The sequence below is a fragment of the Aliiroseovarius sp. S1123 genome (assembly GCF_023015885.1).
Lineage (GTDB): Bacteria > Pseudomonadota > Alphaproteobacteria > Rhodobacterales > Rhodobacteraceae > Aliiroseovarius.
In genome coordinates this window covers 34,961-59,967 of sequence record NZ_JALKBE010000008.1, presented here as the reverse complement: position 1 = coordinate 59,967, position 25,007 = coordinate 34,961, and the positions used below count along the sequence as shown (strand labels likewise).

The following is a 25,007-nucleotide window of genomic DNA, read 5'->3' as shown; positions in this document are numbered from 1 at the left end:
ATTCAGCCTCATTTCGCGCGTAAGTCTCGTGAAAGTAGTGCGTCGAGTCAAACCAAAGGCGAGTGTCCACATGAAAAAGCTTCTTATGACAGCAGCTCTGGGGCTGTTCGCTCTTCAGTCACCCGCGCTAGCGGGTGACCCAATCTTGGTCAGCTCGAAAACCGGGGCGTTCAACTATTATAAGCCGACCCCGAATGACCACCTGAGTGACATCGAAAAACAGGCCTATGATATTCTGATGCGCGAACGTGCAAAGCGCGGGTTGCCGTCGATCCCGCTGTCCTCCAGCCTGACCCTTGTTGCCGGACGCCATGTCGAGGACTTCACCCGCAACATCGCCCCCCGTGGCGGCCCCATCCCGGGCACAAACACGCACAGCTGGAGCGACGCGCCCTATTATGCCAATCACGGCGCCCCGAAAGCCATGTGGGACGCGCCCAAGCGCTTGCGCACGCGCTACCGCAAGAACGGCTATGAAATTACCGCGTGGGGATATAGCGACCCAGAGGTTGTGATCAAAGGCTTCCTGAATTCGCCCAATCACCGCAAGGTCATCCTGAACGAAGGCATGTGGCGGCGCAAAACATGGCGCTCGGTCGGGATTGGCTTTGGCCGCGCCAAGGTTCAGGGGCAGTACCGGACGTTCTGGTCGATCTGGTTCGGGGATGCGAAAGACCCGGCAGGCAAGCCCCAACGCAACTAGGGTTGGGCGTCATGTCCGATCCGGCGCGCGCGCACTGAGTTTCCTCAGACGCCCCCATCTTCCAGCTTCTTGACCAACGCATCATAGCTATAGCTCTGGGCGACATGCCCCATGTCGCCGGGCTGAAAATCTTCGTCCATCGGCAGGCATCCGATCCCGCAAATCTGCGTGGTCACCATGTCTTCCGTATCAATATACCAAAGCCGCCCGCCCGGCGTGGCGACCCAGCCGTCGATCCCCTCGTCCTCGTCGCCTTCCATATCCTCGCCCGACGGCACCTCGTTCGCGTAGTCGGTCGAGAACGCGCCGTGGGTGTGATACGAGGCCACGATGGTTTCGAGATTTTCGGGGTCATCCGGCAGACACGCATCCCGTTTGCCGGGTGTCGGGCGTGACGCTGAAAGGGTGCCATCGGCGTCATAGCCGATATAACCGCAATACTCGCGGTTCCAACGGATGGACCTTGGCTGAAGCTCGGCGAAAACCTGTTTCACCAGCGTCAACTCGGCTGCCTCTTGCGCATGGGTTAAACTTGGCACGATAAAGAATGGGAATACGATCCAGCGCACGGGGCTCTCCTTTGCCTGCGACCCTTCTTGAATATAGGAGCCAACCATGACCGTCCATATCGGGGCCGAACAGGGCCAAATCGCTGAAACCGTTCTGATGCCGGGCGACCCCTATCGCGCCCGCTGGGCCGCTGAGACCTTTCTTGAAGGGGCCGAGCTGGTCAACGAGGTGCGCGGGATGCTGGGCTTTACCGGCACCTATAAAGGAAACCGTGTGACCATTCAGGGGTCTGGCATGGGGATGCCGTCGATCTCGATCTACGCGAACGAGCTGATCCGCGATTACGGTGCGAAAACGCTGATCCGTATTGGATCCTGTGGCGGCATGCAGCCGCATGTAAAGGTCCGTGACATGGTGATCGCAATGACCTGCACAACCGTAGGCACGCCGTCGAACACCATTTTCCGCGAGCTGAACTTCTCGCCCTGCGCGGATTATGGCCTGCTGGAAGCCGCCGTTGCCGCCGCACGTGGCCGCGATGTGGGCGTGCATGTGGGTGGGATCTATTCATCCGACACGTTCTATGACGAACGCCCTGACCTGAACAAAGAGATGACCCGCCACGGCATTCTGGGGGTCGAGATGGAAGCGGCCGAGCTTTATATGCTGGCCAACCGTTATGGCGTACGGGCGCTGGGGATCATGACGGTGTCTGATCACCTGCAAACCGGCGAGGCGCTGCCCTCGGACCAACGCGAGAAGACCTTTGGCGACATGGTTGAGATTGCACTTGAGGCGGCCTTCGCCTGACCGCACCCGATCATCCTGAATGCGAAAGAGGCGCCTTTCGGCGCCTCTTTTTTCGTTATTGGTCCTCTTTCGGCGTGTCATCCGAAGGTGATGCACGCCACGGTCCTTCAGAATTTTGTGTCGCTACAGGGCTGGACCGCGCCACTGCCTTTTTGGGCGTACGTCGGGCGAACAATCCCGGCCCGGGTCCATCTTCGCCGTACCATTCTTCGTTCCGCGTGGCGTACATGGTCGCCCCGATCGCCACGAAGGCCAGCGTGGCACCCGCCAGAAGCGCATAGTCGGTCGAATAGAGGATCAGATAGAGCACAGCGTACAGCAGCACCAACATGCCCCCCAAGACCCATGTCCGGGATCCGAGCTTCAATGCGAAGCGCCCAAACATCAACAACAACAGGATCAAGGCCGCCGCCGATCCGATGTAGGCAACGGTAAAGCCTACCTGCTCGGCATAGGCCAGCATTAGAAGCGTAAACACTGCCTGCGACAGACCGATCAGCAGGTATTGCACCGGATGCACCGGCTTCTTGCTTTGCATATCCATCAGAAGAACCGTCAGGAAAGTCAGCGACACGAACAGGATGCCGTAACGCGCCGCGCGCCAAGCTTTTTGATAGAAATCATTGGGTTGGTAGAAGCTAACCCCGAAAGCGGTGCTTCTGCGCGCGGTTTGCTCGTAATCCTGGCGCGAGATTTGCGGCAGGCTGCGCGCCAGATGCGGGATGGTCCACTTGGCTTGGAACCCGGTCTCGGAAATCTCGGACCCATCAGGCAGGAAGGCCCCGCCAAAGCTGGGATCGGGCCAGTCGCTGTTCATCTCGACCGTCGATATCCGGCCCACCGGGGCCACGTGCAGCTGGGCCGCGCCATTCAGCCCAAGCGCCAGATCAAATTTCGTCTGCGCCTTGCCACCGGTCAGGGCTGCGATCAGCCCCGCTGACTCGCCCAGCGGCTCCATCAAGATCTCTTCCCCGTCTGCGGTCAGGCGTGCTTCGCCGCGCAAGGCGCGGTTTGAACTGACGGAAAGACGCAGGCTTGCTTCTTCCCACACGGCGAACTCGTCCTCTTCCAGCTGCGCCTCGACCCGATCAAACGGGAACTCGGTCGCGATGTCGGCCTGCGCCTTATAGACCGGCACCTGAAAAATGCCGCGATGGCGCATCTGGGTTTCGGTCGCGATCTGCACATCGAAGACATCCGGATAGATATGAAGCGGCTCGCGGGTTTCAATCCGCTCGACCTCGACCAGTTTTTGCAGGTTCTCGCCGGTTTCCTTGTCACGCATGACAAGGCCGGTCGCTTCGTCGATCACATTGTGAAGCTCGGTCACGGTGACACGCGCCTTCACGGGAATCACGACTTTCGGGCCGGAAATGGTCTGCTCGCCGCCCCACTCCTGTCCGACCGACCGGATGGTGTCTTAGGAATAGTGACGCCGGGAATTCACGATGTCCGAGACCATCATTAGGGGGATGAACATCACAAGGCACAAAACGCCCACAATAATAAACCGCCAGCCGAGGGATCGCATGGCACACTCCTTCTACAATACCCCCCTACACTATGGGTTGAGGCGCGACATGCAAGTTGGGGTTTTCCTTAGCGCCCGTGGCTTTGGTCATAGCCGTTCACGGGCGGGGACTGCCAATCGCCCAGCGCGCCCTCTTCCGGGGCAAATACTTCGACCAGCAGCGGATAACAGGCCGCACTGTCCGAGCTATGCTCGTCCGAACAATCACCGCCGGGACAGGCGCTGAGCGCGCCCAGAAGATTGATTTCCGCAAAGAATTCAAGGTAGTCACCGGGACGCACGGGGCTGGCTTTCATGAAATACTGACCTGTGTCGCGGGTGAACCCGGTGCACATGAACACGTTCAGCACGTCATGCACATGCGGCTGTGCCGCGTCCAGCGAACAGCCCAGATGGTCGGCCAAGGCGCGGGTCAGGTTGGAATGGCAGCAATGATGATACTGCCCGCCAGACAGCAGGTTGTTGGTGTAGGGATCGCAGCGCGTGCCGATCACATCATGGACCGAGCCGCCAAATTCGTCGAACCCGTACCAATCCAGCGTGTCGTCGATAATCGTCGCCATCGGGCGCATGGCGGGAAAGCTGGTCCACATCCGATCCGCCACCGATAAGTGCGTTCCGTGCAGGGCGCGGGTTTTGCCCGAATAAAACCGCTCACTCAGATCATCGGCGTTCCACAGGTTCAAGTCCCCTACCTGCGGCCCTTCGACCGACGAGATGCGAAAGAACTGCCCAGCGGGCACATGGAAACTACGTGCATCACGGGCGGGAATCAGAACCTCGTCCACCTTCTGCGATGTTGCACGGGCAGCGCGGTAAAGCTCCAAATTCGGCGCCTTCAGACTGTCGACCGGGTAACAAATGACGGGCTTCACGGCCTTGCGGGCGTCAGCATCTGCCGGGGCGGCATGCGCGGGGTTCTGGGGTTTCATGGGGCGCTCCGATTGTGTGTTCGCATGAAGACATGCGTTCCGCGCAATTGACAAGCCCCCGTAGGATTGCCAAGTCAGACCCAAAGGGAGCAGCCGATGAAACTTGCTTACGTAATCGCACCCGGTCGGGGCACGACGAACCTTCTGCTGGCGGGTGTGGCCCAGGCCTTGGCCGACAAAGGTGTGACCCTGTGCGGGACTGTCCAGCTGGACACCGAACGGGCCGAGGAACACCACTGCGACATGGATGTGTTGGTACTGCCGGACGGGCCTAAAATCCGCATCAGCCAGTATCTTGGCGCCAATGCGCGCGGCTGCAAGCTGAACCCCGAGGCGCTGGAAACCGCCGTTGGCCAAACCGAGGAACGCCTGCGCGATGGTGCCGACCTGCTGATCGTCAACAAATTCGGCAAGCAAGAGGCCGAAGGGCGCGGGTTTCGCGAGGCAGTAGGGCAAGCATTGGCGCAGGACATTCCTGCCATCATCGGACTAAGCGAAGGGGTGCGCGATGCGTTCATGGCCTTCGTGGGCGAGGCGGAGGAAATCACGCCCGAGCATGACGCGGTGCTGAATTGGGCGCTGTCGGCAACCGGACGCCAGTGACCTGACGTTCCACGGCAATTCCCTGTCACAAGACCTTTCCAGACGTGCAACCCGGCGCTAACGTGCCGGGACGCGTGGCACGCCGCGCCGACCTCACCACATCGACAGGAGCCTTCCGTGAGCCAACGGTCTTTCCGCACCAAACCCGAACACAGCACCTATGACGTCGTGATCGTCGGGGGGGCGATCATGGGATCGTCGGTCGCATGGTGGTTGTCGCAAAATGCCGATTTTAAAGGCCGGGTCTTGGTGATCGAGCGTGATCCCAGCTTTGCACACTGCGCAACCGCCCATACAAATTCCTGCATTCGCCAGCAGTTTTCCGAAGCATTGAACGTGAAGATTTCACAGTTCACACTTCAGTTCATCAAGGACCTGCGTACCAATATGGGCGGGGACGAACGCATCGAAAACATCGAAGTGCAGGGTTTTGGCTATCTCTATCTGGCCGATAGTGAAGCCCGCGCCGAAGAGCTGAAGGCCGCCCAAGCCATGCAAGCCGCTCTTGGGGCCAGCACCCGCATTCTGACCCGTGATGAACTGGCACGGGCCTATCCGTTCTATGATCTGGAAGACATCATTCTGGGCAGCCACGGCGCGGTCGACGAGGGCTATTGGGACGGAGGTGCTCTGTTCGACTGGTTCCGCCGCAAAGCCATCGAGGCGGGTGTGGAGTATCTGTCGGGCGAAGTCACTGGCATTCAGACCGACGGTGGGCGCGCCACTTCGGTCACCCTGTCAGACGGCACACAAATTGGATGTGGCCAGTTGGTCAACGCCGCCGGGCCGCGGGCCGCGTTCCTGTCGAAAATGGCCGGACTGGACGTCCCGATCGAGCCGCGCAAGCGCTTTACTTGGGTCTTCAGCGCCGCCAACCCGCTGGACCGCCCCCTGCCCTTGACCATCGACCCCAGCGGCATCCATTTCCGTCAAGACGGGCCCGGAACCTATATGGCCGGAGCTGCGCCCCATGACGACATCGCCGTCGCGCCGGATGATTTCCACATGGATCACAGCATTTGGGAAACCCATGTCTGGCCGCATATCGCCACTCGCATTCCCCAGTTCGAGGCGCTGAAGATCGTCACTGAATGGGCGGGGCATTACGACTATAATACGCTGGACCAGAACGCCATTCTTGGCCCGCATCCCGATCTGGAAAACTTCCACTTTATCAATGGATTTTCGGGTCACGGGCTGCAGCAAGCCCCTGCCATGGGGCGCGGATTAGCCGAACTAATCGTCCACGGCAGCTATCGCAGCATGGACCTGTCGCCCTTTGGGTATGAACGGATCGTCACCGGCACCCCTTTTGGCGAGAGCGCCGTGATCTAATCGCGATCAGCCGCGCCTCAGCCTCTGTGCGCGCCGTCGGCCAAGCTCTTCACGAAGTCCAGAATATCGGCGACAGGTTCGCCCGCGCCGATTTTCGACACGATGGCCGAGCCGACCACAGTGCCGTCGGCCACGCTGGCAATCGCCTCGGCCTTTTCCGGAGTGTTCACGCCGAACCCGACAATCACCGGAATATCCGTAGCTGACTTGATGCGTGCGACCTCGGGGCCAACATTGCCCGCTTGCGCCTCGGCCGAGCCGGTCACGCCGGTCACCGACACATAATACACAAAGCCCGAGGTATTCTGCAGCACCTTCGGCAGGCGCTTGTCATCGGTGGTCGGGGTGGCCAGACGAATGAAGTTCAGACCCGCCTTTTGGGCCGGGATGCACAGCTCGTCATCTTCTTCCGGCGGCAGGTCCACCACGATCAGCCCGTCAACGCCGGCAGCCTTCGCATCGACCAGGAACTTCTCAACGCCGCGATTATAGATTGGGTTGTAGTAGCCCATCAGTACGATCGGCGTGGTGTCGTCTTCCTTGCGGAACTCGGCAGCCATATCCAGCGTCTTTTGCAGTGTCATACCTGCACCAAGCGCACGCTGGCCGGCCAGCTGAATGGTCGGACCATCTGCCATCGGATCGGTGAAGGGCACGCCCAGCTCGATCACATCCACACCGGCTGCAGGCAGCCCCTTCATCACCTCAAGCGAGGTTTCCATATCGGGATCACCGCCCATGATGTAGGCAACAAAGGCTTTCTGGCCCTTTTCCTTAAGCGCGGCAAATTTGGCGTCGATGCGAGTCATGCGTGATCCCCTTCTTGGTCCAGCCCGGTTTGCCCAAGCGGGACAGGAAAATCAATGGCTCACTGATAATCACTGTCCGCCATGATCATCCATCGCACCCCGAACCTGTCGGTCAACGTCCCGAAAAGCGAGGTCCAGAACATTGGCGACAGAGGCATCCGCACCTCGCCGCCCTCGGCCAAGGCGTCGAACACGCGACGGGTTTCGTCATCGCCCGCCAAGGACACGCAAACATTGCAGCCTGCCATCGCGGGCGTCTCGCCCGAGGGATCGTCGCTGGCAAAGAGCCAGCCATCGCCAATGGCCAACCCGGCATGCATCACCGCATCATCCGGCACGCCCGGCATTTGGGCGCGATCTGCCTCGGGCATATCCTTGAACGACATGATTTCGGGCGTGGTCCCGAACACCTCGCCATAGCGGGTCATGGCGGCGCGCGCTTGGTCTTTGAAAAACACATAGGGAATAGGTTGCATACGTCATCCTCCTCCATTTCATGCCTTCCCACTCCACCACGCTTGCGCCCAGCCTGTCAAAGCCCTAGAACGCGCGAGTATTTCAACGACGGAGGCCGTGATGGGTTTCAAGATGGGTATCGTGGGTCTGCCGAATGTGGGCAAATCGACCCTGTTCAACGCACTGACCAAGACCGCGGCGGCACAAGCTGCGAACTTTCCGTTCTGCACCATCGAACCCAATACGGGCGAAGTGAACGTGCCAGATGCGCGTTTGGACAAACTGGCCGCGATTGCGAACTCGAAAGAGATCATTCCTACCCGCATGACCTTTGTGGACATTGCCGGTCTGGTAAAGGGCGCGTCCAAAGGCGAAGGTCTGGGCAACCAGTTCTTGGCCAACATCCGCGAAACCGACGCGATTGCCCATGTGCTGCGCTGCTTTGATGATGGCGATGTGACCCACGTCGACGGTCGCGTGAACCCGGTTGAAGACGCCGAAGTGATCGAGACCGAGCTGATGCTGGCCGATCTGGAAAGCATCGAGAAGCGTCGCGCCGGTCTGGTGCGCAAGCTGAAGGGCAATGACAAGGACGCCCAACAGCAGGACCGCCTGCTGGCCGCCGCGCAAGAAGTGCTGGAAAACGGCCAGCCCGCCCGCACCGTCGAGGTGGACGAAGAAGACAAGAAGGCGTGGAAACTGCTGCAGCTTCTGACCACCAAAAAGATCCTTTATGTCTGCAACGTGGATGAAAGTGACGCAGCCACCGGCAACGCCTATTCGAAAGCTGTGGAAGAAATGGCCGCAGCGCAGGGTGCCGCATCCGTTGTAATCTCTGCCAAGATCGAAGAAGAAATCAGCCAGTTGGAAGACGAGGACATGGAGATGTTCTTGGAAGAGCTTGGTCTGGCCGAAGCTGGTCTGGATCGTCTGATCCGCGCAGGCTACGAATTGCTGCACCTTGAAACCTATTTCACCGTCGGCCCGAAAGAGGCGCGCGCCTGGACCATCCGCGAGGGCACCATGGCCCCGCAGGCCGCTGGCGTGATTCACGGCGATTTCGAGCGTGGTTTCATCCGGGCCGAGACCATTGCCTATGACGATTATGTCGAATTGGGCGGTGAAGGCCCTGCAAAAGAAGCCGGCAAGATGCGCGCCGAGGGTAAGGGTTACATGGTCAAAGACGGCGACGTTCTGCACTTCTTGTTCAACGCCTGATCTGACTTAAATATCAAACAGCTAAAGCCGCGACAGCCCGTCGCGGCTTTTTCGTTTTCGGGTGAAGCACACGTCCCCGCGCTCCATGTTTCCGCACGGATATGACATCCCTCGCCAACAGAAATTTATTTTACCATCTGGTAAAACTTTTGATTCTATGTCCTACTGGTTGCACCAAAGCCAATCCAAGGAACCAGCTATGGCACATATCAACAGGGAAAACGGCGTTGCAGCCGGGCGGTTAGACCCGACGCAAGTTGCCGACAACTTTACAGATCTTCACCCGGAATATGATGGGCACGAGGCATTGGTCGCAGCGGATCGCTGCTATTTCTGCCACGACGCACCGTGTATGACGGCCTGCCCCACCTCGATCGACATTCCGTTGTTCATCCGGCAGATCGCAACTGGCACGCCCGAGGCTGCGGCGAAGACCATTCTTAACCAGAACATACTCGGTGGCATGTGCGCCCGCGTCTGCCCGACCGAGACCTTGTGTGAAGAGGTTTGCGTACGAGAAACCGCAGAAGGCAAGCCGGTCGAGATCGGACGTCTGCAGCGCTATGCGACCGACACGCTGATGGCATCAAACACGCATCCCTTCACCCGCGCAGACAAAACCGGGAAATCGGTTGCCGTTGTGGGCGCCGGTCCTGCGGGCCTGTCCTGTGCGCACCGTCTGGCCATGCTGGGCCATGATGTTGTGGTATTCGAGGCCCGCGCCAAAGGGGGTGGCCTGAACGAGTTCGGCATCGCCGCCTATAAATCCACCAACGACTTCGCCCAGCGCGAGCTAGACTGGCTTCTCTCCATCGGCGGGATCGAGATCCGCTATGGCCAATCGCTTGGGGACGGGATCACGCTGGACGCGCTGCAAAGCGATTTCGATGCAGTGTTCCTTGGTATGGGATTGTCGGCCGTGAACGCATTGGGAATGGACGGCGAGGACAAGGACAACGTCTCGGACGCCGTTGATTTCATCGCAGAACTGCGTCAGGCGTCTGATCTGACCTCCCTGCCCGTCGGTCGTCGCGTTGTCGTTATCGGTGGCGGTATGACCGCGATTGATGCGGGCGTGCAGGCCAAGCTTTTGGGCGCAGAAGACGTCACCATCGTCTATCGCCGTGGGCAAGAGGCGATGGCCGCATCCAGCTTCGAACAGGAGCTTGCGCAGCAAAAGGGCGTCACCCTGATTTGCAACGCGACCCCCGTGGGTGTCGAAGGCAACGGATCGCTGACCGGCGTCACCTTTGCGTATACCGAAACCCAAAACGGTAAGCTGGTCACGCTGGACGAGACCTTCACCCTGCCCGCCGATCAGCTGTTCAAAGCCATCGGTCAAAAGCTGGGCGATACGCCCGACGCGCTGACCTTGGAGGGCGGCAAGATCAAGGTCGACGATGCGCAGCGCACAAGTGCTGGCGGCGTCTGGGCCGGGGGCGACTGTGCCTCGGGCGGAGATGACCTGACCGTCACCGCCGTTGCCGAAGGTCGCGATGCGGCCATGGACATCCACACTTCATTGATGGGAGCAAGCTAATGGCCGATCTGACATCAAACTTTCTTGGAATTTCATCTCCCAACCCGTTCTGGCTGGCCTCGGCTCCGCCCACGGACAAAGAATACAATGTCCGCCGCGCGTTCGAGGCCGGTTGGGGCGGTGTGGTCTGGAAAACGCTGGGCATGGAAGGCCCTCCGGTCGTCAACGTCAATGGCCCGCGCTACGGCGCGATCCACGGCGCGGATCGTCGCCTTCTGGGCCTGAACAATATCGAGCTGATCACCGACCGACCGCTTGAGGTCAACCTTGCCGAAATGACCCGCGTGAAGAAGGACTATCCCGATCACGCGCTGATCGCCTCGGTCATGGTGCCCTGCGAAGAAGCCGCGTGGAAAGAGATCATTCCCCGCATCGCGGAAACTGGTTGTGACGGGTTTGAACTGAACTTCGGTTGCCCGCATGGGATGGCCGAACGCGGTATGGGATCGGCTGTTGGCCAAGTCCCCGAATATATCGAGATGGTCACGCGCTGGTGTAAAGAAGCCACCGATCTGCCGGTGATCGTGAAACTGACGCCCAACATCACCAACATTCTGATGCCTGCTCAGGCGGCAAAAGATGGTGGCGCGGATGCGGTCAGTCTGATCAATACGATCAACTCGATCACATCCGTCAATCTGGACGCCATGTCGCCCGAACCGATGATCGATGGCAAAGGCACCCATGGCGGCTATTGCGGTCCAGCGGTGAAACCCATCGCCCTGAACATGGTGGCCGAGATTGCCCGCAATCCCGGCACGCATGGACTGCCCATCTCGGGCATTGGTGGCGTGACCACGTGGCGCGACGCGGCCGAGTTTATGGCGCTTGGCGCAGGTAATGTGCAGGCCTGTACCGCAGCGATGACCTATGGCTTCAAAGTGGTGCAAGAGATGATCTCGGGCCTCAGCCAATGGATGGACGAACAGGGTTACAATTCGATTGACGAAATTGTAGGTCGCGCCGTTCCAAACGTCACCGACTGGCAATATCTGAACCTGAACCACGTCACCAAGGCGCGGATCAGTCAGGACGATTGCATCAAATGTGGCCGTTGCTTTGCCGCTTGCGAAGACACCTCGCATCAGGCAATCACCATGTCCGAAGACCGTGTCTTTGATGTAAAAGACGACGAATGCGTTGCCTGCAACCTGTGCGTCAATGTCTGCCCCGTCGAAGGCTGTATCACGATGGAAACCATCGCGCCCGGCGCCATGGATGAACGGACCGGAAAGCCTGTTGTGGATGAGTATGCAAACTGGACGACCCACCCCAACAACCCCAGCGCAGCCGCTGCGGAGTAAAAACCCTTCGGCCCTGCCGCCCGCGTGGCAGGGCCATTTGGCGATGCTCAGCTTTTCGATGCTAGTGTCGCTATCCTTCACCTTCGGACATATCGTAGCCCGCGACATGGCCCCGGCGGCGCTGAGCACCGTACGCTTTGCCTTGGCCGCGTTGCTGCTGATGGCCGTTGCAAAGGCGATGCGCGTACCGATTGCACCAGTGTTCCACCGCTTCTGGCGTTTCGGCCTGATGGGTGGGCTGATGGCCGTCTATTTCATCACCATGTTCGAGGCACTGCGCGTCACATCCGCCGTCTCCACCGCCGCCGTCTTCACCCTGACACCTCTGATGGCTGCTGGGTTCGGCTATGTCATTGCCCGCCAATACGCCAGTCGCTGGACCCTGATCGCCCTAACCATCGGCGCTGTGGGGGCAGTCTGGGTGATCTTCCGCGCTGATCTAAACGCGCTTCTGCGGTTCGAGATCGGCTTTGGCGAAGCCCTGTTTACCGTCGGAGCTTTCGCACACGCGATGGTGCCAGCCCTCGCCCGCAAGCTGGCCCACGACGTGAAACCCGTCCAGACATCGCTCGGGACCATCCTAGGCGCACTGATTGTCACGGCGATCTACGGCGCGCCAGACCTGATCGCGACGGATTATGCTGCCCTGCGCCCGGCGGTCTGGCTGGTGATCGTCTATCTGGCTGTCGCGGCCACAGCCGGGTCGTTCTTCCTGCTGCAATACGCAGCCCAGCGCCTGCCCGCGGGCAAGGTCATGGCCTATACCTATCTGGTGCCCAGCTGGGTCGTCCTTTGGGATCTGCTGCTGCATGGCAAAACCCAGCCGCTGATGCTGCTTCTGGGTGTCTTTGCTACCCTTCTGGCGCTTCTGATGCTGCTTAGGGCCGAAGCGTCCTGATCAGCATATCCTTGATGAACCGCTCGGCATCCTCAAACCGCGTGGCCGAACGCTCTGACCCCAACACGGACCGCACCTGCACATCGAAATCCGCATAGTGCTGCGTCATCGCCCAGATCGAGAAGATCAGGTGGTGCGGGTCGAGCGGTGCCAGCTTACCCGCGTCCATCCAGCCCTGAATGATCGCGGCTTTTTCGTCGACCAGAGCCTTCAGATCCGTCGGCAGCACCTCTCCCAAACGCGGGGCACCATGCAGAATTTCGGTTGCGAACAAGCGGCTTTCGCGGGGCATATTGCGCGACATCTGCACCTTGCGCGAGACATAGGTCAGGATCTCGTCCATCGGATCACCATCCGCCGTCAGGTCATGCAGCGGCTGCACCCATTTCTGAAGCAGGCTTTCCAAAAGCTCGGCGTAAATTTCATCCTTACCGGCGAAGTAATAGACCACGTTCTGCTTGGACAACCCGGCGGCCTTCGCCACCTGCTCTAACGTCGCGCCACGCAACCCTTTTTCCGAGAACACGTCCAAAGCGGCCTCAAAAATCGCTTGTCGCTTTTCCATCTGATTGCGCGTCTTACGCGCTGTTGTGCCCGCCCGCGCCATTACGCATCACCGTGCTTTTCAACGCCACGCAGAAGCAGATCTTTCACCGCAGATTTGGTCTCGCCCCACTGGCGGTTCGTCAGCTCGACCCCTTCGTTCAGCGTGGTGATCTGATGGGTAAAATCCGCATAGTGCTGGGTTGTTGCCCAGATCGCATAAAGCAGATGGCGTGCGCTGATCGGGCGGATCTTTCCGTTCGCGATCCACGCCTCGATCACCACGATCCGGTCCTCGGTCCAGGACCGCAGTTCATCTTCCAGATAGTCCTGCACAATCGGCGCACGCTGGATGATCTCATTCGCCCAGACCTTCGAGCCATAGGGCCGCGTCCGCGCCAGATCGAGCTTCGTGTCGATATAATCGCCCAGCGCCTGGATCGGATCATTGTCGACGGTGATACTGTCCGCCGCCGCGCGCCAGATGTCAAAGATCTCGCCCACGACGCGACGATAGAGAAGCTCCTTGGTCTCGAAGTAATAGACCACGTTGGATTTCGGAATGCCCGCCTCTGCCGCGATCCGGCTGATCGAGGCGCCCGCATATCCGAACTCGGCGAACACGCGTTCAGCTGCGGTCAGAATCCGCGCTGTGATTTCTTGCCGGTTGCGGCTTTGAATGCCTTTTGTCGCCATACTTACGTCAACACTTCACACCTTAATTCTGCGTAACTTTCGCGCAGTTCTTTACCTTTTCGCACGAGATTTCCTCAGAAAACAGAACAATTCGCACGATCGTTCAGAAAAATGTTGACCGATCGTGCAGAAATCATCCAGCCTGAGGACAAGACGGAATCTAAATTCCGCATACACATTCATGTGTACCCAAAGGGAGATGAATATGACCAACAGGAAAAACCTGCGCATCGATGCGGATCGGCTGTGGGACAGTCTGATGGAGATGGCCAAGATCGGCCCCGGCATCGCAGGCGGCAACAATCGCCAGACGCTGACGGATGAAGACGCCGAAGGGCGCGCGCTGTTCCAAACATGGTGCGAAGCCGCCGGCATGACCATGGGCGTCGACACGATGGGCAACATGTTTGCCACCCGCCCCGGCGAAGACCCGGACGCCCTGCCCGTCTATATGGGCTCGCATTTGGATACGCAGCCCACCGGTGGCAAATATGACGGCGTGCTTGGCGTGCTTGGCGGATTGGAAGCAGTCCGCACGATGAATGACCTGAACGTCAAAACGAAGCACCCGATCGTCGTTGCCAACTGGACCAACGAAGAAGGCACGCGTTTTGCGCCGGCCATGCTGGCCTCGGGCGTGTTTGCTGGCAAGCACACGCAGGACTGGGCCTATGACCGCGAAGATGCCGAGGGCAAGAAGTTCGGCGACGAGCTGAAACGCATTGGCTGGGTCGGTGACGAGGAAGTCGGCGCACGTAAGATGCACGCGATGTTTGAACTGCACATCGAACAAGGCCCCATTCTGGAGGCCGAAGGCAAAGACATCGGTGTCGTCACCCACGGCCAAGGGCTGAACTGGCTGGAAGTGACCATCATCGGCAAGGAAAGCCACACAGGCTCGACCCCCATGCCCATGCGGATCAACGCCGGCCGTGGCTTGGCGCTGATCACTGAACTGGTGCACGAGATCGCGATGAAGCACCAGCCCAACGCGGTGGGGGCCATCGGGCATATCGACGTCTATCCGAACTCGCGCAACATCATCCCCGGCAAGGTTGTCTGCACCGTCGATTTCCGCTCGCACCTGCAAGAGGTCATCGACGCAATGATCGCTGAGTTTGACGAGCGCGCGCCGAAGCTTTGTGCTGACATTGGCGTCGAGATGAGCTGGGAAATGGTCGGAACCTTCGACCCACCCGCCTTTGATGAGGGCTGCGTGAAAGCGGTCCGCGATGCGGCGGAAGAGCTGGGCTATAGCCACATGGATATCGTGTCCGGCGCGGGCCACGACGCCTGCTGGATCAACGAGATCTATCCAACCGCAATGATCATGTGCCCCTGTGTGGATGGCCTGAGCCATAATGAGGCCGAGGACATTTCCAAGGACTGGGCTGCGGCTGGCACGGATGTGTTGATGCATGCTGTGTTGGCGACGGCGGAGATTGTGAAGTGAGACTCACTGCTCCGATAGCTTTTGTAATTGCAACTTTGCCCATTGGAGATGCCGTTGCTGAATCTCGATTGGACTGGGCAACTGGGATTGGGATGACCCTGTGCGAGGAATTGCAGACAGTGTCTGACCAGGACTTGACCAATTGGGTGCAAGGCTATTGGACTGGCGCCAACCTATATTTAGGCGGCACTGACTTGTGCGCTGAACGGGCTGACATATCGGCCATCGATGCATCTTCAATTCGAACACTAATTAAAATCCAATGCGGACCAATCGAGGATCATCCGATCATGTTTGCCGCATTCAACGCCCTTAAGGGGCTACCAACAGTGCTGGGCTCGCGCTCGGCTGGGTGTGGAGGAAACTAAAATGACCAAAGTCATCAAAAACGGAACCGTCGTCACAGCCGACCTGACCTACAAAGCAGACGTCCTGATCGACCACGGCAAGATCATCGAAATCGGGCCGGACCTGAAAGGCGACGAGGTGCTCGACGCCACCGGCTGCTATGTCATGCCCGGTGGGATCGACCCGCATGTGCACCTCGAGATGCCATTTATGGGCACCTACTCATCGGATGATTTCGAAAGCGGCACGCGCGCCGGTCTGGCGGGCGGCACCACGATGGTGGTGGATTTCTGCCTGCCCAACCAAGGCGAAAGCCTGCTGGATGCGCTGAAGCGTTGGGACAACAAATCAACCCGCGCGAACTGTGATTATTCGTTCCACATGGCCGTGACATGGTGGGGCGAGCAGGTGTTTAACGACATGCAGACCGTCGTGCAGGAGCGCGGCATCAACACGTTCAAGCACTTCTTGGCCTACAAAGGCGCGCTGATGGTGAATGATGACGAGCTGTATTCGTCGTTCACCCGCCTGGCCGAGCTGGGCGCGACCCCAATGGTCCATGCCGAAAACGGCGACGTGATTGCCGAGCTTTCCGCCAAACTGCTGGCCCAAGGCAACACCGGGCCCGAGGCACACGCCTATTCCCGCCCCTCTCAGGTCGAAGGCGAGGCCACCAACCGCGCGATCATGATCGCCGATATGGCAGGCGCACCGCTTTACGTGGTGCATGTCTCTTGCGAGGAAGCGCACGAAGCAATTCGCCGCGCCCGTATGCAGGGTAAGCGCGTTTGGGGCGAGCCGCTGATCCAGCACCTAACGCTGGATGAAAGCGAGTATTTCAACACCGATTGGGACCACGCTGCGCGTCGCGTTATGTCGCCCCCCTTCCGCAATCAGAAACACCAAGACAGCCTGTGGGCAGGTCTGCAGTCGGGCTCGCTGTCCGTCGTAGCCACCGACCACTGCGCCTTCACGACCGAGCAGAAACGCTATGGCGTGGGCGACTTCACCAAGATCCCGAACGGGACCGGCGGGCTTGAGGATCGGATGCCAATGCTGTGGACGCACGGCGTTGCCACGGGCCGTCTGACGATGAACGAATTTGTCGCCGTCACCTCGACCAATATCGCGAAGATCCTGAACTGCTACCCACGCAAGGGGGCCGTTCTGGTTGGTGCCGATGCCGACCTTGTCGTCTGGGATCCCGAGAAGTCCAAGACCATTGCCGCAGGCACGCAGCAATCCTCGATCGACTACAACGTCTTTGAAGGGCACGAGGTCAAAGGCCTGCCGCGCTTCACCCTGACACGCGGCCAAGTGGCTGTGCATGACGGAGAGATCCGCACGCAGGAAGGTCATGGACAGTTTGTCGCCCGGGAACCCAACGCGACCGTCAACACCGCGCTATCCAAGTGGAAAGAACTGACGGCTCCGCAACCTGTGCAACGCACCGGCATTCCGGCGACGGGGGTTTGACGTGACAGCAGAAACGGTAATCAAGGCCGAGAACCTCTCTCTGACCTTTCAGACCAATGACGGGCCTGTGCATGCGTTGAAAGACGTGTCGCTGGACATCAAGAAGGGTGATTTTGTCAGTTTCATCGGTCCCTCGGGCTGTGGCAAAACCACCTTCCTGCGCTGTATGGCGGATTTGGAGACACCAACGGCGGGCGACATCACGGTGAACGGCGTCTCCCCGCACGAAGCCCGCCGCTCGCGCGCCTATGGCTATGTTTTCCAGCACGCAGGGTTGTATCCGTGGCGAACCATCGGGCGCAATGTGCGCCTGCCGCTGGAAATCATGGGCTATTCCAAGGCCGACCAAGACGAGCGGATCAAGCGGGTGCTTGAGCTGGTCGATTTGGAAGGATTTGAGAAGAAGTTCCCGTGGCAGCTTTCGGGCGGCATGCAGCAGCGGGCGTCTATTGCCCGCGCACTGGCCTTTGACGCCGACATCCTTTTGATGGACGAGCCCTTTGGCGCGCTGGACGAGATCGTCCGCGATCACCTGAACGAGCAGCTTTTGAAGCTTTGGGCCAAGACGCAGAAAACGATCTGCTTCGTCACCCACTCGATCCCCGAGGCCGTGTACCTGTCGACCAAGATCGTCGTCATGTCCCCGCGTCCCGGCCGGATTTCCGACGTGATTGAATGCCCCCTGCCCGCCGAACGCCCGCTGGACATTCGCGACACGCAGGAGTTTTTGGACGTCGCCCATCGGGTTCGCGAGGGGCTGCGCGCGGGGCATTCCTATGACTAGAACGCTGTTTCCTGTCCTGACTGTGCTGTTCGGCATTCTGGTGATCTGGTTTCTGGCCGTGGCGCCGATGAACATCCGCGTCACTCTGGATCAGGCCGTACGCGCTGGTGGTGATGTCTTCCCAACCGAAGCCGTGGAACGGCGCAATGCCTCGACCCTGTCGCTTCTGCTGAACAATAAAAGCTATATCGCGGGCGGCTATGACCTTGATCGTCCGCGCCTACCCACACCGACGCAGGTCGGCCAAGAGCTGTGGAAGACCACTGGCGCCATGATCTTGAAAGGGCGCACATGGTCGAAACGATCGCTCATCTATCACGGCTGGATCACTCTGCAATCAACCTTCTGGGGCTTCCTTCTGGGCACCTCGGTCGGCATCTTGGGCGCCGTTTTGGTGGTGAAATCGCGCGTGCTTGAGATGTCATTGGTCCCTTGGGCCATCATCTCGCAAGCTGTGCCCATCGTGGCACTGGCGCCGATGATCATCGTCCTGTCATCTCAGGCGGGGATTGAAGGGCGTGGCTTTCCCAAAGCGCTGATCTCGTCCTATCTGTGCTTCTTCCCAGTCATGGTCGGCATGATCAAGGGCCTGCGTGCCCCCAATGCCGAGCAGCTGGACCTTCTGAAAACCTACTCGGCCTCGGGCCAGCAGCAGTTCTTGAAATTGCGTGTTCCGGCGTCCCTTCCCTACCTCTTCACCTCGCTAAAAATCGGCATCGCCGCCGCGCTGGTCGGTGCCATCGTGGGCGAGCTGCCGACGGGTGCGATCAGTGGGCTGGGTGCACGGATCCTGATCGGAGACCAGTTCGGAACGCCTTTGGCGATCTGGTCGGCGCTGTTCGCCGCAGCCATTCTGGCGGGCGTTCTGGTTACACTTCTTGACCGAACGCAGCATGTTCTGTTGCGCAAGATGGGGATGCGCACATGAGCTGGATGATCTTTGCCTTTGTCTTCTGGATAGGTGCCTGGGGCACCAATATCGCGCTCGTGCGCTCGCGGCTGTCCGACACGACGGCGGTGAAATACACGGTGCCGATCCTGTTTGGCCTGACCATCGTTGTCCTGTGGGAGGCCGCAGTCCACAGTTTCGCCATCTCACCGGCCATCCTGCCCGCCCCGTCTGCGGTGGCGGACAGGTTTGTAAACTCGACCGGTATGCTGTGGGAGGACTTTGTCCAAACCGTCCTGAAAGGCGCCCTGCGCGGGTACATCTTCGGTGTGCTTGCGGCATTCGTTGTAGCAATCCTGATCGACCGCTCACCTTTCCTGACGCGTGGGCTTCTGCCCATCGGGAACTTCGTGGCCGCCCTGCCCATCGTCGGCGTTGCCCCCATTCTGGTCAGCTGGATCGGCTTCGACTGGCACTCCAAAGCAGCCGTGGTCGTCGTCATGGTGTTCTTCCCGGTACTGGTGAACACCGTGCAAGGCCTGCGCGAGACCGACGCGATGCTGCGCGACCTGATGAAAACCTATGCAGCGGGATATTTCAAAACGCTGCTCAAGTTGCGCATCCCTGCCGCCATGCCCTTCATCTTCAACGGGCTGAAAGTGGCCGCGACACTTGCCCTGATCGGGGCAATTGTGGCTGAATACTTTGGATCACCCACCCGCGGGATGGGGTTCCGGATTTCAACCGGTGTCGGCAGCCTGTCGATTGATCTGGTCTGGGCCGAGATCGTCGTCGCCGCCCTTGCGGGCACTGCCTTTTACGGCATCGTCGCATTTATCGAGAAAAAGGTGACCTTCTGGCACCCATCACAACGAGGCTGATCAAACCAGCCCGCAAAACCAAACAAAAAATGATTCAACAAGGAGAGAACCATGAAACTTAAATCAATGATCGGCGCAGCTGCCCTTGCCGTAAGCGCAAGCGCGGCATCTGCGGCAGATGACGTCACGCTTCAGCTGAAATGGGTCACACAGGGCCAGTTCGCTGGCTATTATGTGGCGCTTGAAAACGGCTATTACGCCGATGAAGACCTGAACGTCACCATCCTGCCCGGCGGCCCCGATATTGCCCCGACGCAGGTGATCGCTGGCGGCAGCGCAGATGTTGTTGTCGAATGGATGCCCGCAGCCCTTGCAGCACGCGAAAAAGGTCTTCCGCTGGTGAACATCGCCCAGCCCTTTGCGTCTTCGGGCATGATGCTGACCTGCTGGGGCGACGTTGGCATCTCGTCTCCTGCCGATCTTGCCAACCGCACCCTTGGTGTCTGGTTCTTCGGCAATGAATTCCCCTTCATGAACTGGATGTCCAAGCTGGGCCTGTCGACCGATGGCAAAAGCGAAACCGGGGTTGAAGTGCTGAAGCAGGCCTTCAACGTTGACGCCCTGTTGCAGCGTCAGGCCGACTGCATTTCGACCATGGCCTATAACGAATACTGGCAGGTCATTGACGCAGGTGTCAGCCCGGACGAACTGGTGACCTTCAAGTATGAAGACCAAGGCGTCGCGACACTGGAAGACGGTCTGTATGTTCTGGAAGAGAACCTGTCGGATGCCGCCTTCACCGATAAGATGGAACGCTTCGTGCGCGCCTCGATGAAGGGCTGGAAATGGGCCGAAGAGAACGCCGAAGCTGCAGCCGGGATCATCCTGGATTATGACGAAACTGGCGCCCAGACCGAGACCCACCAGATCCGCATGATCGGCGAGATCGGCAAGCTGACCGCAGGGTCGGACGGATCGCTGGACGTCGCAGCCTACGAGCGCACCGTGGCCACTCTGTTGGGCGGCGGTTCAGATCCGGTGATCACAAAAGCACCTGAAGGGGCTTGGACCAGCGCCATCACCGATGCTGCACTGAAGTAATTCCCTGATACAAAACAGAAAACGGCGCGCCATTTAGGTGCGCCGTTTGCGTATGGGCAGCTTGTCAGTTGCTTGGTACCCGCGGCCGGACTCGAACCGGCACGGCCTATCCGGCCTAGAGATTTTAAGTCTCCTGTGTCTACCATTCCACCACGCGGGCAAAGCCTCCTTTGCCTAACCCTAAAGTCGGGCAGGGGCAACGGCAGATCACAGCGAAGTGCCATCTTCCTTCACAGCCTGCATCGCCACATGGGTCGAGCTTTGCGCCACGTGTGGAAGCGAGCTGATCTTCTCGCCCAGCACCCGGCGATAATCCCGCATATCCTGCGTGCGCACCTTCAGAAGGTAGTCGAAATGGGCGGCGAGCATATAGCATTCCTCGACCTCGGGAATGGCGGCGACCCCTTCGTTGAAGGCTTTCAGCGCGGCTTCGCGCGTATCGGACAGTTTCACTTCCACAAAGGCCACGTGATCACGGCCCATCCGGATCGGGTCGATCTGGGCACGGTAGCCGGTGATCACACCGGTCTTCTCAAGCTTCTTCAAGCGGGCTTGTGTCGGTGATTTCGACAAACCGATCTTCCCTGCCAGCTCGGTGATCGAAATCCGCCCATCCGTCGACAAAATATCCAGAATCAAACGATCGAAGCGATCAAACTCGGCTTTCCATTCGTCCTGCATTTTTCGCTCCATTCAGATTATATCTTTGCCCTCTAGCACAAATTTAGTCATTTCGCCTAGTCATTTTGGGATATGATGGTCACAACGGTAAGCATGGAGATCCGCATGACCACTGATCTGCGCACATTGATTGATGACCTCGCCTATACGGATGAAGAGCGCCATATCGCCGACCTTGTGGATGCGGCCAACCTGTCTAACACTGATCGCGCGCGGATTGCCGACAGTGGTGCCAAGCTGGTGCGCGCCATCCGTGAAAGCTCGGATCCCGGCTTGATGGAGGTCTTTCTGGCCGAATACGGCCTGTCCACCGACGAAGGCATCGCGCTGATGTGTCTGGCCGAGGCTCTACTGCGCGTACCGGACGCCGAAACCATCGACGCGCTGATTGAAGACAAGATCGCGCCGTCCGATTGGGGCAAGCATCTGGGCCGCTCGTCCTCGTCTCTGGTGAACGCCTCGACCTGGGCGCTGCTTCTGACCGGAAAGGTTCTTGAAGACCGCGAGCCGGGCATCGCCGGTGCCCTGCGTGGGGCCGTGAAACGTCTGGGCGAACCCGTCATCCGCACCGCTGTTGGCCGCGCCATGAAGGAAATGGGCAGCCAATTCGTGCTGGGCGAAACCATCGGAGCCGCGATGAAGCGCGGGTCCAAGATGGAAGAAAAAGGGTTCACCTATTCCTACGACATGCTGGGTGAAGCGGCCCTGACAGACAGCGACGCGCGGCGCTATCAGATGGCCTATGCCAAGGCAATTTCCGAGATCGCGGGCGCCTGCACCTCGGACGACATCCGGTCGAACCCCGGCATCTCGGTTAAGCTGTCTGCGCTCTTTGCCCGCTATGAGCGTGCCCAGCACAAGCGGGTGATCGAGACGCTGGTTCCCCGCGTCTCGGCCCTTGCGCAGCTGGCGAAATCGGCTGGAATGGGCTTCAACATCGACGCCGAGGAAGCCGACCGCCTGCAAATCTCTCTGGACGTGATCGAGAAGGTTCTGGAAGACCCGGCGCTGGCCGGATGGGACGGGTTTGGCGTCGTGGTGCAGGCCTATGGCCACCGCGCGGGCGCCGTGATCGACTGGCTGCATCAGACTGCCACCAGACTGGATCGCAAGATTATGGTCCGTCTGGTGAAAGGCGCCTATTGGGACAGCGAGATCAAGCGCGCCCAAGTTGAGGGGTTGGAGGGTTTCCCGGTTTTCACCCGCAAAGTCGCCACCGATGTCAGCTATATCGCCAACGCCAAGAAGCTTCTGGGCCTGACCGACCGTATCTATCCGCAATTCGCCACCCATAACGCCCATACTGCCGCGGCCATTCTGGACATTGCGCAAACTTCGGGCGTTGATACGCAGGCTTATGAATTCCAGCGCCTGCATGGCATGGGCGAGCGTCTGCACCAGATCATCATGGACGCAAACGACACCCGCTGCCGCATCTATGCCCCCGTCGGCGCGCATCGCGACCTGCTGGCCTATCTGGTACGCCGACTGCTGGAAAACGGCGCGAACAGTTCCTTCGTAAACCAGATCGTTGACGAAAGCGTCACACCCGAGGAAGTTGCCGCCTGCCCGTTCGATACCCTCGCCGTTGATGCACCGCACGTCCCCACCGGGCCCGAGCTTTTCGGCGCGCGCAAGAACTCGATGGGGTTGGACCTGACCTATGACCCGCATCTGGCTCAGATCGAGACCGCGCGCGGAGCATTTGCCGACACGGACTTCGCCGGTGCACCGCTGATCGCGGGCACACCGAACGGCGGGCCGGTTGTCACGGTCAAAAACCCCTCGACCCACGCGCCAATTGGCCAGATCACATCGGCCAGCGCCGAGGATGTGGAAACGGCTTTGACCTCTGCCAAGGCGTGGGACGCCACCCCGTCCGAACGCGCCAAAGTGCTGAACCGCGCGGCGGATCTGTACGAAGAGAACCTCGGCCTCTTCTTTGCGCTCCTATCGCGTGAGGCGGGGAAAATCTGGCTGGATTGTATGGGAGAGCTGCGCGAAGCCGTTGATTTCCTGCGCTACTACGCCAGCCGCGTGGAGGATCACACCCGCGCGCCCGTGGGCCTGTTCACCTGCATTTCACCGTGGAACTTCCCGCTGGCCATCTTCACCGGTCAGATCGCAGGGGCCTTGTCCGTGGGCAACGGCGTCTTGGCAAAACCTGCCGAACAGACCGGATTGATCGCCCACGCGGCGGTGAAACTGCTACATCAGGCGGGTGTTCCAACTGACGTGCTGCAGCTTCTGCCCGGTGACGGCGCAACGGTCGGCGCGGCCCTGACCTCGGACCCGCGCATTGGCGGTGTGGCCTTCACCGGCTCGACCGAAACCGCGCAGATCATCCGCCGCGCCATGGCGGCAAACATGGCGCCCTCGGCCCCTTTGATCGCAGAAACCGGCGGCTTGAACGCGATGATCGTGGACAGTACCGCCCTGCCCGAACAAGCGGTGCGCGACATCGTGGCCTCGAGCTTCCAATCGGCGGGCCAGCGCTGTTCGGCCCTGCGGTGCCTTTATGTGCAAGAAGATGTGGCCGAAGCCATGACTGACATGCTGGTCGGCGCGATGAACGAACTGAAGCAGGATGATCCGTGGCATCTGCACACTGACCTTGGCCCGGTGATCGATGACGAAGCCTTCCAAGGCATCAAGACCTATGTGGACGCCGCCCGAGCCGAGGGCCGCATCGCGCACGAATTGACCGCGCCCGAAGGCGGCTTCTTCATCGCCCCGACCCTGATCCGCGTGAAAGGGATCGAGGACATGAAGCGCGAGATTTTTGGCCCGGTCCTGCACATCGCCACCTTCAAGGCACATGAGTTGGATCAGGTAATCGACGCGATCAACGCCACGGGATACGGCCTGACCTTCGGCCTGCACACCCGCATCGACGACCGCGTGCAGCATGTCTGTGACCGGATGCATGTGGGCAACGCCTATGTGAACCGCAACCAGATTGGTGCCATTGTTGGCTCGCAGCCCTTCGGCGGTGAAGGCCTGTCGGGTACCGGCCCGAAAGCGGGTGGCCCGATGTATATGGATCGTTTTTGCCAAGCGGCTTTGGCCGATCGGCATGAAGAAGACGGCACGGCTGCGCCCGACGCAGACAAGCTGGCCAATTTGATCGCCCAAGCGCAGAGCAACGCGACCCTCTCGTCCTCCCGCCTGCCCGGCCCGACCGGAGAGTTGAACCAATTGTCCGTCCACCCACGTGAACCGTTCTTGTGCATAGGACCGGGCGTTGCGGCGGCTGAAGCCCAGAAACAGGCCATCGAAGCCCTTGGCGGCACCGCCGTTCTGGCCCCCAATCTAGCTCGCGACACACTGGAAGGGATCGACGGAATCGGCGGCGTGATCTTCTGGGGAACCGATGAGGTGGCTCGTCAGATCGTCACCGCGCTAGCCAAGCGTCCCGGTGCAATCCTGCCATTGATCACCGGCATGCCAACGGCCGAAACGGTGACCCATGAACGTCACCTCTGCGTCGACACAACCGCCTCGGGCGGCAATGCCGAGCTGCTGATGCTGGCCCAAACCAAGGCCTGACACGCCAGCGACTTGAC

22 protein-coding genes, 1 tRNA gene and 1 pseudogene are annotated in these 25,007 nt (G+C 59.7%); 15 read left to right on the top strand and 9 right to left on the bottom strand.

Annotated elements, in window-relative coordinates; all coding sequences use genetic code 11:
* Positions 1 to 70: 70 nt before the first annotated feature.
* A complete protein-coding gene (locus MWU53_RS13855; protein WP_247094244.1) occupies positions 71 to 703 on the top strand; it encodes a hypothetical protein in 633 nt (210 codons plus the stop codon).
* A 44-nt stretch (positions 704 to 747) separates the two neighbouring features.
* Here MWU53_RS13855 and MWU53_RS13850 read toward each other — a convergent pair whose 3' ends face one another.
* Positions 748 to 1,272, bottom strand: a complete 525-nt coding sequence (locus MWU53_RS13850; RefSeq protein WP_247094243.1) for a DUF4329 domain-containing protein — start codon at positions 1,270 to 1,272, stop codon at positions 748 to 750.
* A 46-nt stretch (positions 1,273 to 1,318) separates the two neighbouring features.
* Between MWU53_RS13850 and deoD the strand changes: the two genes are divergently transcribed.
* Positions 1,319 to 2,023, top strand: coding sequence for a purine-nucleoside phosphorylase (gene deoD, locus MWU53_RS13845; protein ID WP_247094242.1), 705 nt, complete (start codon positions 1,319 to 1,321; stop codon positions 2,021 to 2,023).
* A 55-nt stretch (positions 2,024 to 2,078) separates the two neighbouring features.
* On the opposite strand, the pseudogene creD reads toward deoD, so the two are convergent.
* A pseudogene (creD, locus tag MWU53_RS13840) lies at positions 2,079 to 3,554 on the bottom strand (cell envelope integrity protein CreD).
* Between the two features lie 68 nt (positions 3,555 to 3,622).
* Positions 3,623 to 4,486, bottom strand: a complete 864-nt coding sequence (locus MWU53_RS13835; protein WP_247094241.1) for a DUF1989 domain-containing protein — start codon at positions 4,484 to 4,486, stop codon at positions 3,623 to 3,625.
* A gap of 96 nt (positions 4,487 to 4,582) precedes the next feature.
* Here MWU53_RS13835 and MWU53_RS13830 point away from each other — a divergent pair, with 96 nt between their 5' ends.
* Both MWU53_RS13830 and MWU53_RS13825 read left to right on the top strand, forming a co-directional pair.
* The gene (locus MWU53_RS13830; protein WP_247094240.1) at positions 4,583 to 5,089 is read left to right on the top strand and encodes a DUF2478 domain-containing protein; all 507 of its coding nucleotides are present in this window, start codon (positions 4,583 to 4,585) and stop codon (positions 5,087 to 5,089) included.
* Positions 5,090 to 5,206: 117 nt separating this feature from the next.
* Positions 5,207 to 6,424 carry an FAD-binding oxidoreductase gene (locus MWU53_RS13825; RefSeq protein WP_348647044.1) on the top strand — a complete coding sequence of 406 codons (1,218 nt, stop codon included), beginning with the start codon at positions 5,207 to 5,209 and terminating at the stop codon, positions 6,422 to 6,424.
* A 17-nt stretch (positions 6,425 to 6,441) separates the two neighbouring features.
* On the opposite strand, the gene trpA is transcribed toward MWU53_RS13825, so the two are convergent.
* On the bottom strand, positions 6,442 to 7,233 hold the full coding sequence (gene trpA / locus MWU53_RS13820; RefSeq protein WP_247094239.1) for a tryptophan synthase subunit alpha: 792 nt from the start codon (positions 7,231 to 7,233) through the stop codon (positions 6,442 to 6,444).
* A gap of 59 nt (positions 7,234 to 7,292) precedes the next feature.
* Positions 7,293 to 7,709 (bottom strand): VOC family protein, encoded by a 417-nt coding sequence (locus MWU53_RS13815; protein ID WP_247094238.1) that lies wholly within the window; start codon positions 7,707 to 7,709, stop codon positions 7,293 to 7,295.
* A gap of 100 nt (positions 7,710 to 7,809) precedes the next feature.
* Between MWU53_RS13815 and ychF the strand changes: the two genes are divergently transcribed.
* The 4 genes from ychF to MWU53_RS13795 all read left to right on the top strand — a co-directional run bounded on the left by ychF (position 7,810) and on the right by MWU53_RS13795 (position 12,649).
* The gene (gene ychF, locus MWU53_RS13810; protein ID WP_247094237.1) at positions 7,810 to 8,907 is read left to right on the top strand and encodes a redox-regulated ATPase YchF; all 1,098 of its coding nucleotides are present in this window, start codon (positions 7,810 to 7,812) and stop codon (positions 8,905 to 8,907) included.
* A 199-nt stretch (positions 8,908 to 9,106) separates the two neighbouring features.
* Positions 9,107 to 10,447 carry an NAD(P)-dependent oxidoreductase gene (locus tag MWU53_RS13805; protein ID WP_247094236.1) on the top strand — a complete coding sequence of 447 codons (1,341 nt, stop codon included), beginning with the start codon at positions 9,107 to 9,109 and terminating at the stop codon, positions 10,445 to 10,447.
* Complete coding sequence (preA, locus tag MWU53_RS13800; RefSeq protein ID WP_247094235.1) at positions 10,447 to 11,751, top strand: NAD-dependent dihydropyrimidine dehydrogenase subunit PreA; 1,305 nt, start codon at positions 10,447 to 10,449, stop codon at positions 11,749 to 11,751. Before MWU53_RS13805 ends, preA begins: the two co-directional genes overlap by 1 nt.
* Positions 11,693 to 12,649, top strand: a complete 957-nt coding sequence (locus MWU53_RS13795; RefSeq protein ID WP_247094234.1) for a DMT family transporter — start codon at positions 11,693 to 11,695, stop codon at positions 12,647 to 12,649. Before preA ends, MWU53_RS13795 begins: the two co-directional genes overlap by 59 nt.
* On the opposite strand, the gene MWU53_RS13790 is transcribed toward MWU53_RS13795, so the two are convergent.
* Positions 12,630 to 13,214 (bottom strand): TetR family transcriptional regulator C-terminal domain-containing protein, encoded by a 585-nt coding sequence (locus MWU53_RS13790; RefSeq protein ID WP_247094233.1) that lies wholly within the window; start codon positions 13,212 to 13,214, stop codon positions 12,630 to 12,632. The two genes, MWU53_RS13795 and MWU53_RS13790, sit on opposite strands and share 20 nt — an antisense overlap.
* Positions 13,215 to 13,255: 41 nt before the next feature.
* The gene (locus MWU53_RS13785; RefSeq protein WP_247094232.1) at positions 13,256 to 13,888 is read right to left on the bottom strand and encodes a TetR family transcriptional regulator C-terminal domain-containing protein; all 633 of its coding nucleotides are present in this window, start codon (positions 13,886 to 13,888) and stop codon (positions 13,256 to 13,258) included.
* Positions 13,889 to 14,093: 205 nt separating this feature from the next.
* Between MWU53_RS13785 and MWU53_RS13780 the strand changes: the two genes are divergently transcribed.
* The 6 genes from MWU53_RS13780 (at position 14,094) to MWU53_RS13755 (ending at position 20,760) form a co-directional block, all read left to right on the top strand.
* Positions 14,094 to 15,341 (top strand): Zn-dependent hydrolase, encoded by a 1,248-nt coding sequence (locus MWU53_RS13780; RefSeq protein WP_247094231.1) that lies wholly within the window; start codon positions 14,094 to 14,096, stop codon positions 15,339 to 15,341.
* Positions 15,342 to 15,710: 369 nt separating this feature from the next.
* Positions 15,711 to 17,165: a dihydropyrimidinase gene (hydA, locus tag MWU53_RS13775; RefSeq protein WP_247094230.1), complete on the top strand. Its 1,455-nt coding sequence runs from the start codon at positions 15,711 to 15,713 to the stop codon at positions 17,163 to 17,165.
* Position 17,166: 1 nt separating this feature from the next.
* A complete protein-coding gene (locus MWU53_RS13770; protein WP_247094229.1) occupies positions 17,167 to 17,949 on the top strand; it encodes an ABC transporter ATP-binding protein in 783 nt (260 codons plus the stop codon).
* Positions 17,942 to 18,877 carry an ABC transporter permease subunit gene (locus MWU53_RS13765; RefSeq protein WP_247094228.1) on the top strand — a complete coding sequence of 312 codons (936 nt, stop codon included), beginning with the start codon at positions 17,942 to 17,944 and terminating at the stop codon, positions 18,875 to 18,877. Before MWU53_RS13770 ends, MWU53_RS13765 begins: the two co-directional genes overlap by 8 nt.
* Complete coding sequence (locus tag MWU53_RS13760; protein ID WP_247094227.1) at positions 18,874 to 19,719, top strand: ABC transporter permease; 846 nt, start codon at positions 18,874 to 18,876, stop codon at positions 19,717 to 19,719. Before MWU53_RS13765 ends, MWU53_RS13760 begins: the two co-directional genes overlap by 4 nt.
* Before the next feature lie 51 nt (positions 19,720 to 19,770).
* Positions 19,771 to 20,760 (top strand): ABC transporter substrate-binding protein, encoded by a 990-nt coding sequence (locus tag MWU53_RS13755; protein WP_247094226.1) that lies wholly within the window; start codon positions 19,771 to 19,773, stop codon positions 20,758 to 20,760.
* Between the two features lie 73 nt (positions 20,761 to 20,833).
* Here the strand turns inward: MWU53_RS13755 and MWU53_RS13750 are convergent.
* Together MWU53_RS13750 and MWU53_RS13745 are read right to left on the bottom strand one after the other, a co-directional pair.
* Positions 20,834 to 20,920: transfer RNA gene (locus tag MWU53_RS13750), tRNA-Leu, on the bottom strand.
* Positions 20,921 to 20,967: 47 nt separating this feature from the next.
* Positions 20,968 to 21,441 (bottom strand): Lrp/AsnC family transcriptional regulator, encoded by a 474-nt coding sequence (locus tag MWU53_RS13745; RefSeq protein WP_247094225.1) that lies wholly within the window; start codon positions 21,439 to 21,441, stop codon positions 20,968 to 20,970.
* Positions 21,442 to 21,546: 105 nt separating this feature from the next.
* On the opposite strand from MWU53_RS13745, the gene putA reads away from it, so the two are divergent.
* Entirely contained in the window at positions 21,547 to 24,990 is a 3,444-nt protein-coding gene (gene putA, locus MWU53_RS13740) for a bifunctional proline dehydrogenase/L-glutamate gamma-semialdehyde dehydrogenase PutA (protein WP_247094224.1), read from the top strand.
* Positions 24,991 to 25,007 lie beyond the last annotated feature (17 nt).

Coding starts and splice junctions, on each gene's coding strand:
- MWU53_RS13855 (WP_247094244.1), top strand. CDS start 71: ATGAAAAAGCTTCTTATGACAGCAGCTCTGGGGCTGTTCGCTCTTCAG.
- deoD (WP_247094242.1), top strand. CDS start 1,319: ATGACCGTCCATATCGGGGCCGAACAGGGCCAAATCGCTGAAACCGTT.
- MWU53_RS13835 (WP_247094241.1), bottom strand. CDS start 4,486: ATGAAACCCCAGAACCCCGCGCATGCCGCCCCGGCAGATGCTGACGCC.
- MWU53_RS13830 (WP_247094240.1), top strand. CDS start 4,583: ATGAAACTTGCTTACGTAATCGCACCCGGTCGGGGCACGACGAACCTT.
- trpA (WP_247094239.1), bottom strand. CDS start 7,233: ATGACTCGCATCGACGCCAAATTTGCCGCGCTTAAGGAAAAGGGCCAG.
- MWU53_RS13815 (WP_247094238.1), bottom strand. CDS start 7,709: ATGCAACCTATTCCCTATGTGTTTTTCAAAGACCAAGCGCGCGCCGCC.
- ychF (WP_247094237.1), top strand. CDS start 7,810: ATGGGTTTCAAGATGGGTATCGTGGGTCTGCCGAATGTGGGCAAATCG.
- MWU53_RS13805 (WP_247094236.1), top strand. CDS start 9,107: ATGGCACATATCAACAGGGAAAACGGCGTTGCAGCCGGGCGGTTAGAC.
- preA (WP_247094235.1), top strand. CDS start 10,447: ATGGCCGATCTGACATCAAACTTTCTTGGAATTTCATCTCCCAACCCG.
- MWU53_RS13795 (WP_247094234.1), top strand. CDS start 11,693: ATGAGTATGCAAACTGGACGACCCACCCCAACAACCCCAGCGCAGCCG.
- MWU53_RS13790 (WP_247094233.1), bottom strand. CDS start 13,214: ATGGAAAAGCGACAAGCGATTTTTGAGGCCGCTTTGGACGTGTTCTCG.
- MWU53_RS13785 (WP_247094232.1), bottom strand. CDS start 13,888: ATGGCGACAAAAGGCATTCAAAGCCGCAACCGGCAAGAAATCACAGCG.
- MWU53_RS13780 (WP_247094231.1), top strand. CDS start 14,094: ATGACCAACAGGAAAAACCTGCGCATCGATGCGGATCGGCTGTGGGAC.
- hydA (WP_247094230.1), top strand. CDS start 15,711: ATGACCAAAGTCATCAAAAACGGAACCGTCGTCACAGCCGACCTGACC.
- MWU53_RS13765 (WP_247094228.1), top strand. CDS start 17,942: ATGACTAGAACGCTGTTTCCTGTCCTGACTGTGCTGTTCGGCATTCTG.
- MWU53_RS13760 (WP_247094227.1), top strand. CDS start 18,874: ATGAGCTGGATGATCTTTGCCTTTGTCTTCTGGATAGGTGCCTGGGGC.
- MWU53_RS13755 (WP_247094226.1), top strand. CDS start 19,771: ATGAAACTTAAATCAATGATCGGCGCAGCTGCCCTTGCCGTAAGCGCA.
- MWU53_RS13745 (WP_247094225.1), bottom strand. CDS start 21,441: ATGCAGGACGAATGGAAAGCCGAGTTTGATCGCTTCGATCGTTTGATT.
- putA (WP_247094224.1), top strand. CDS start 21,547: ATGACCACTGATCTGCGCACATTGATTGATGACCTCGCCTATACGGAT.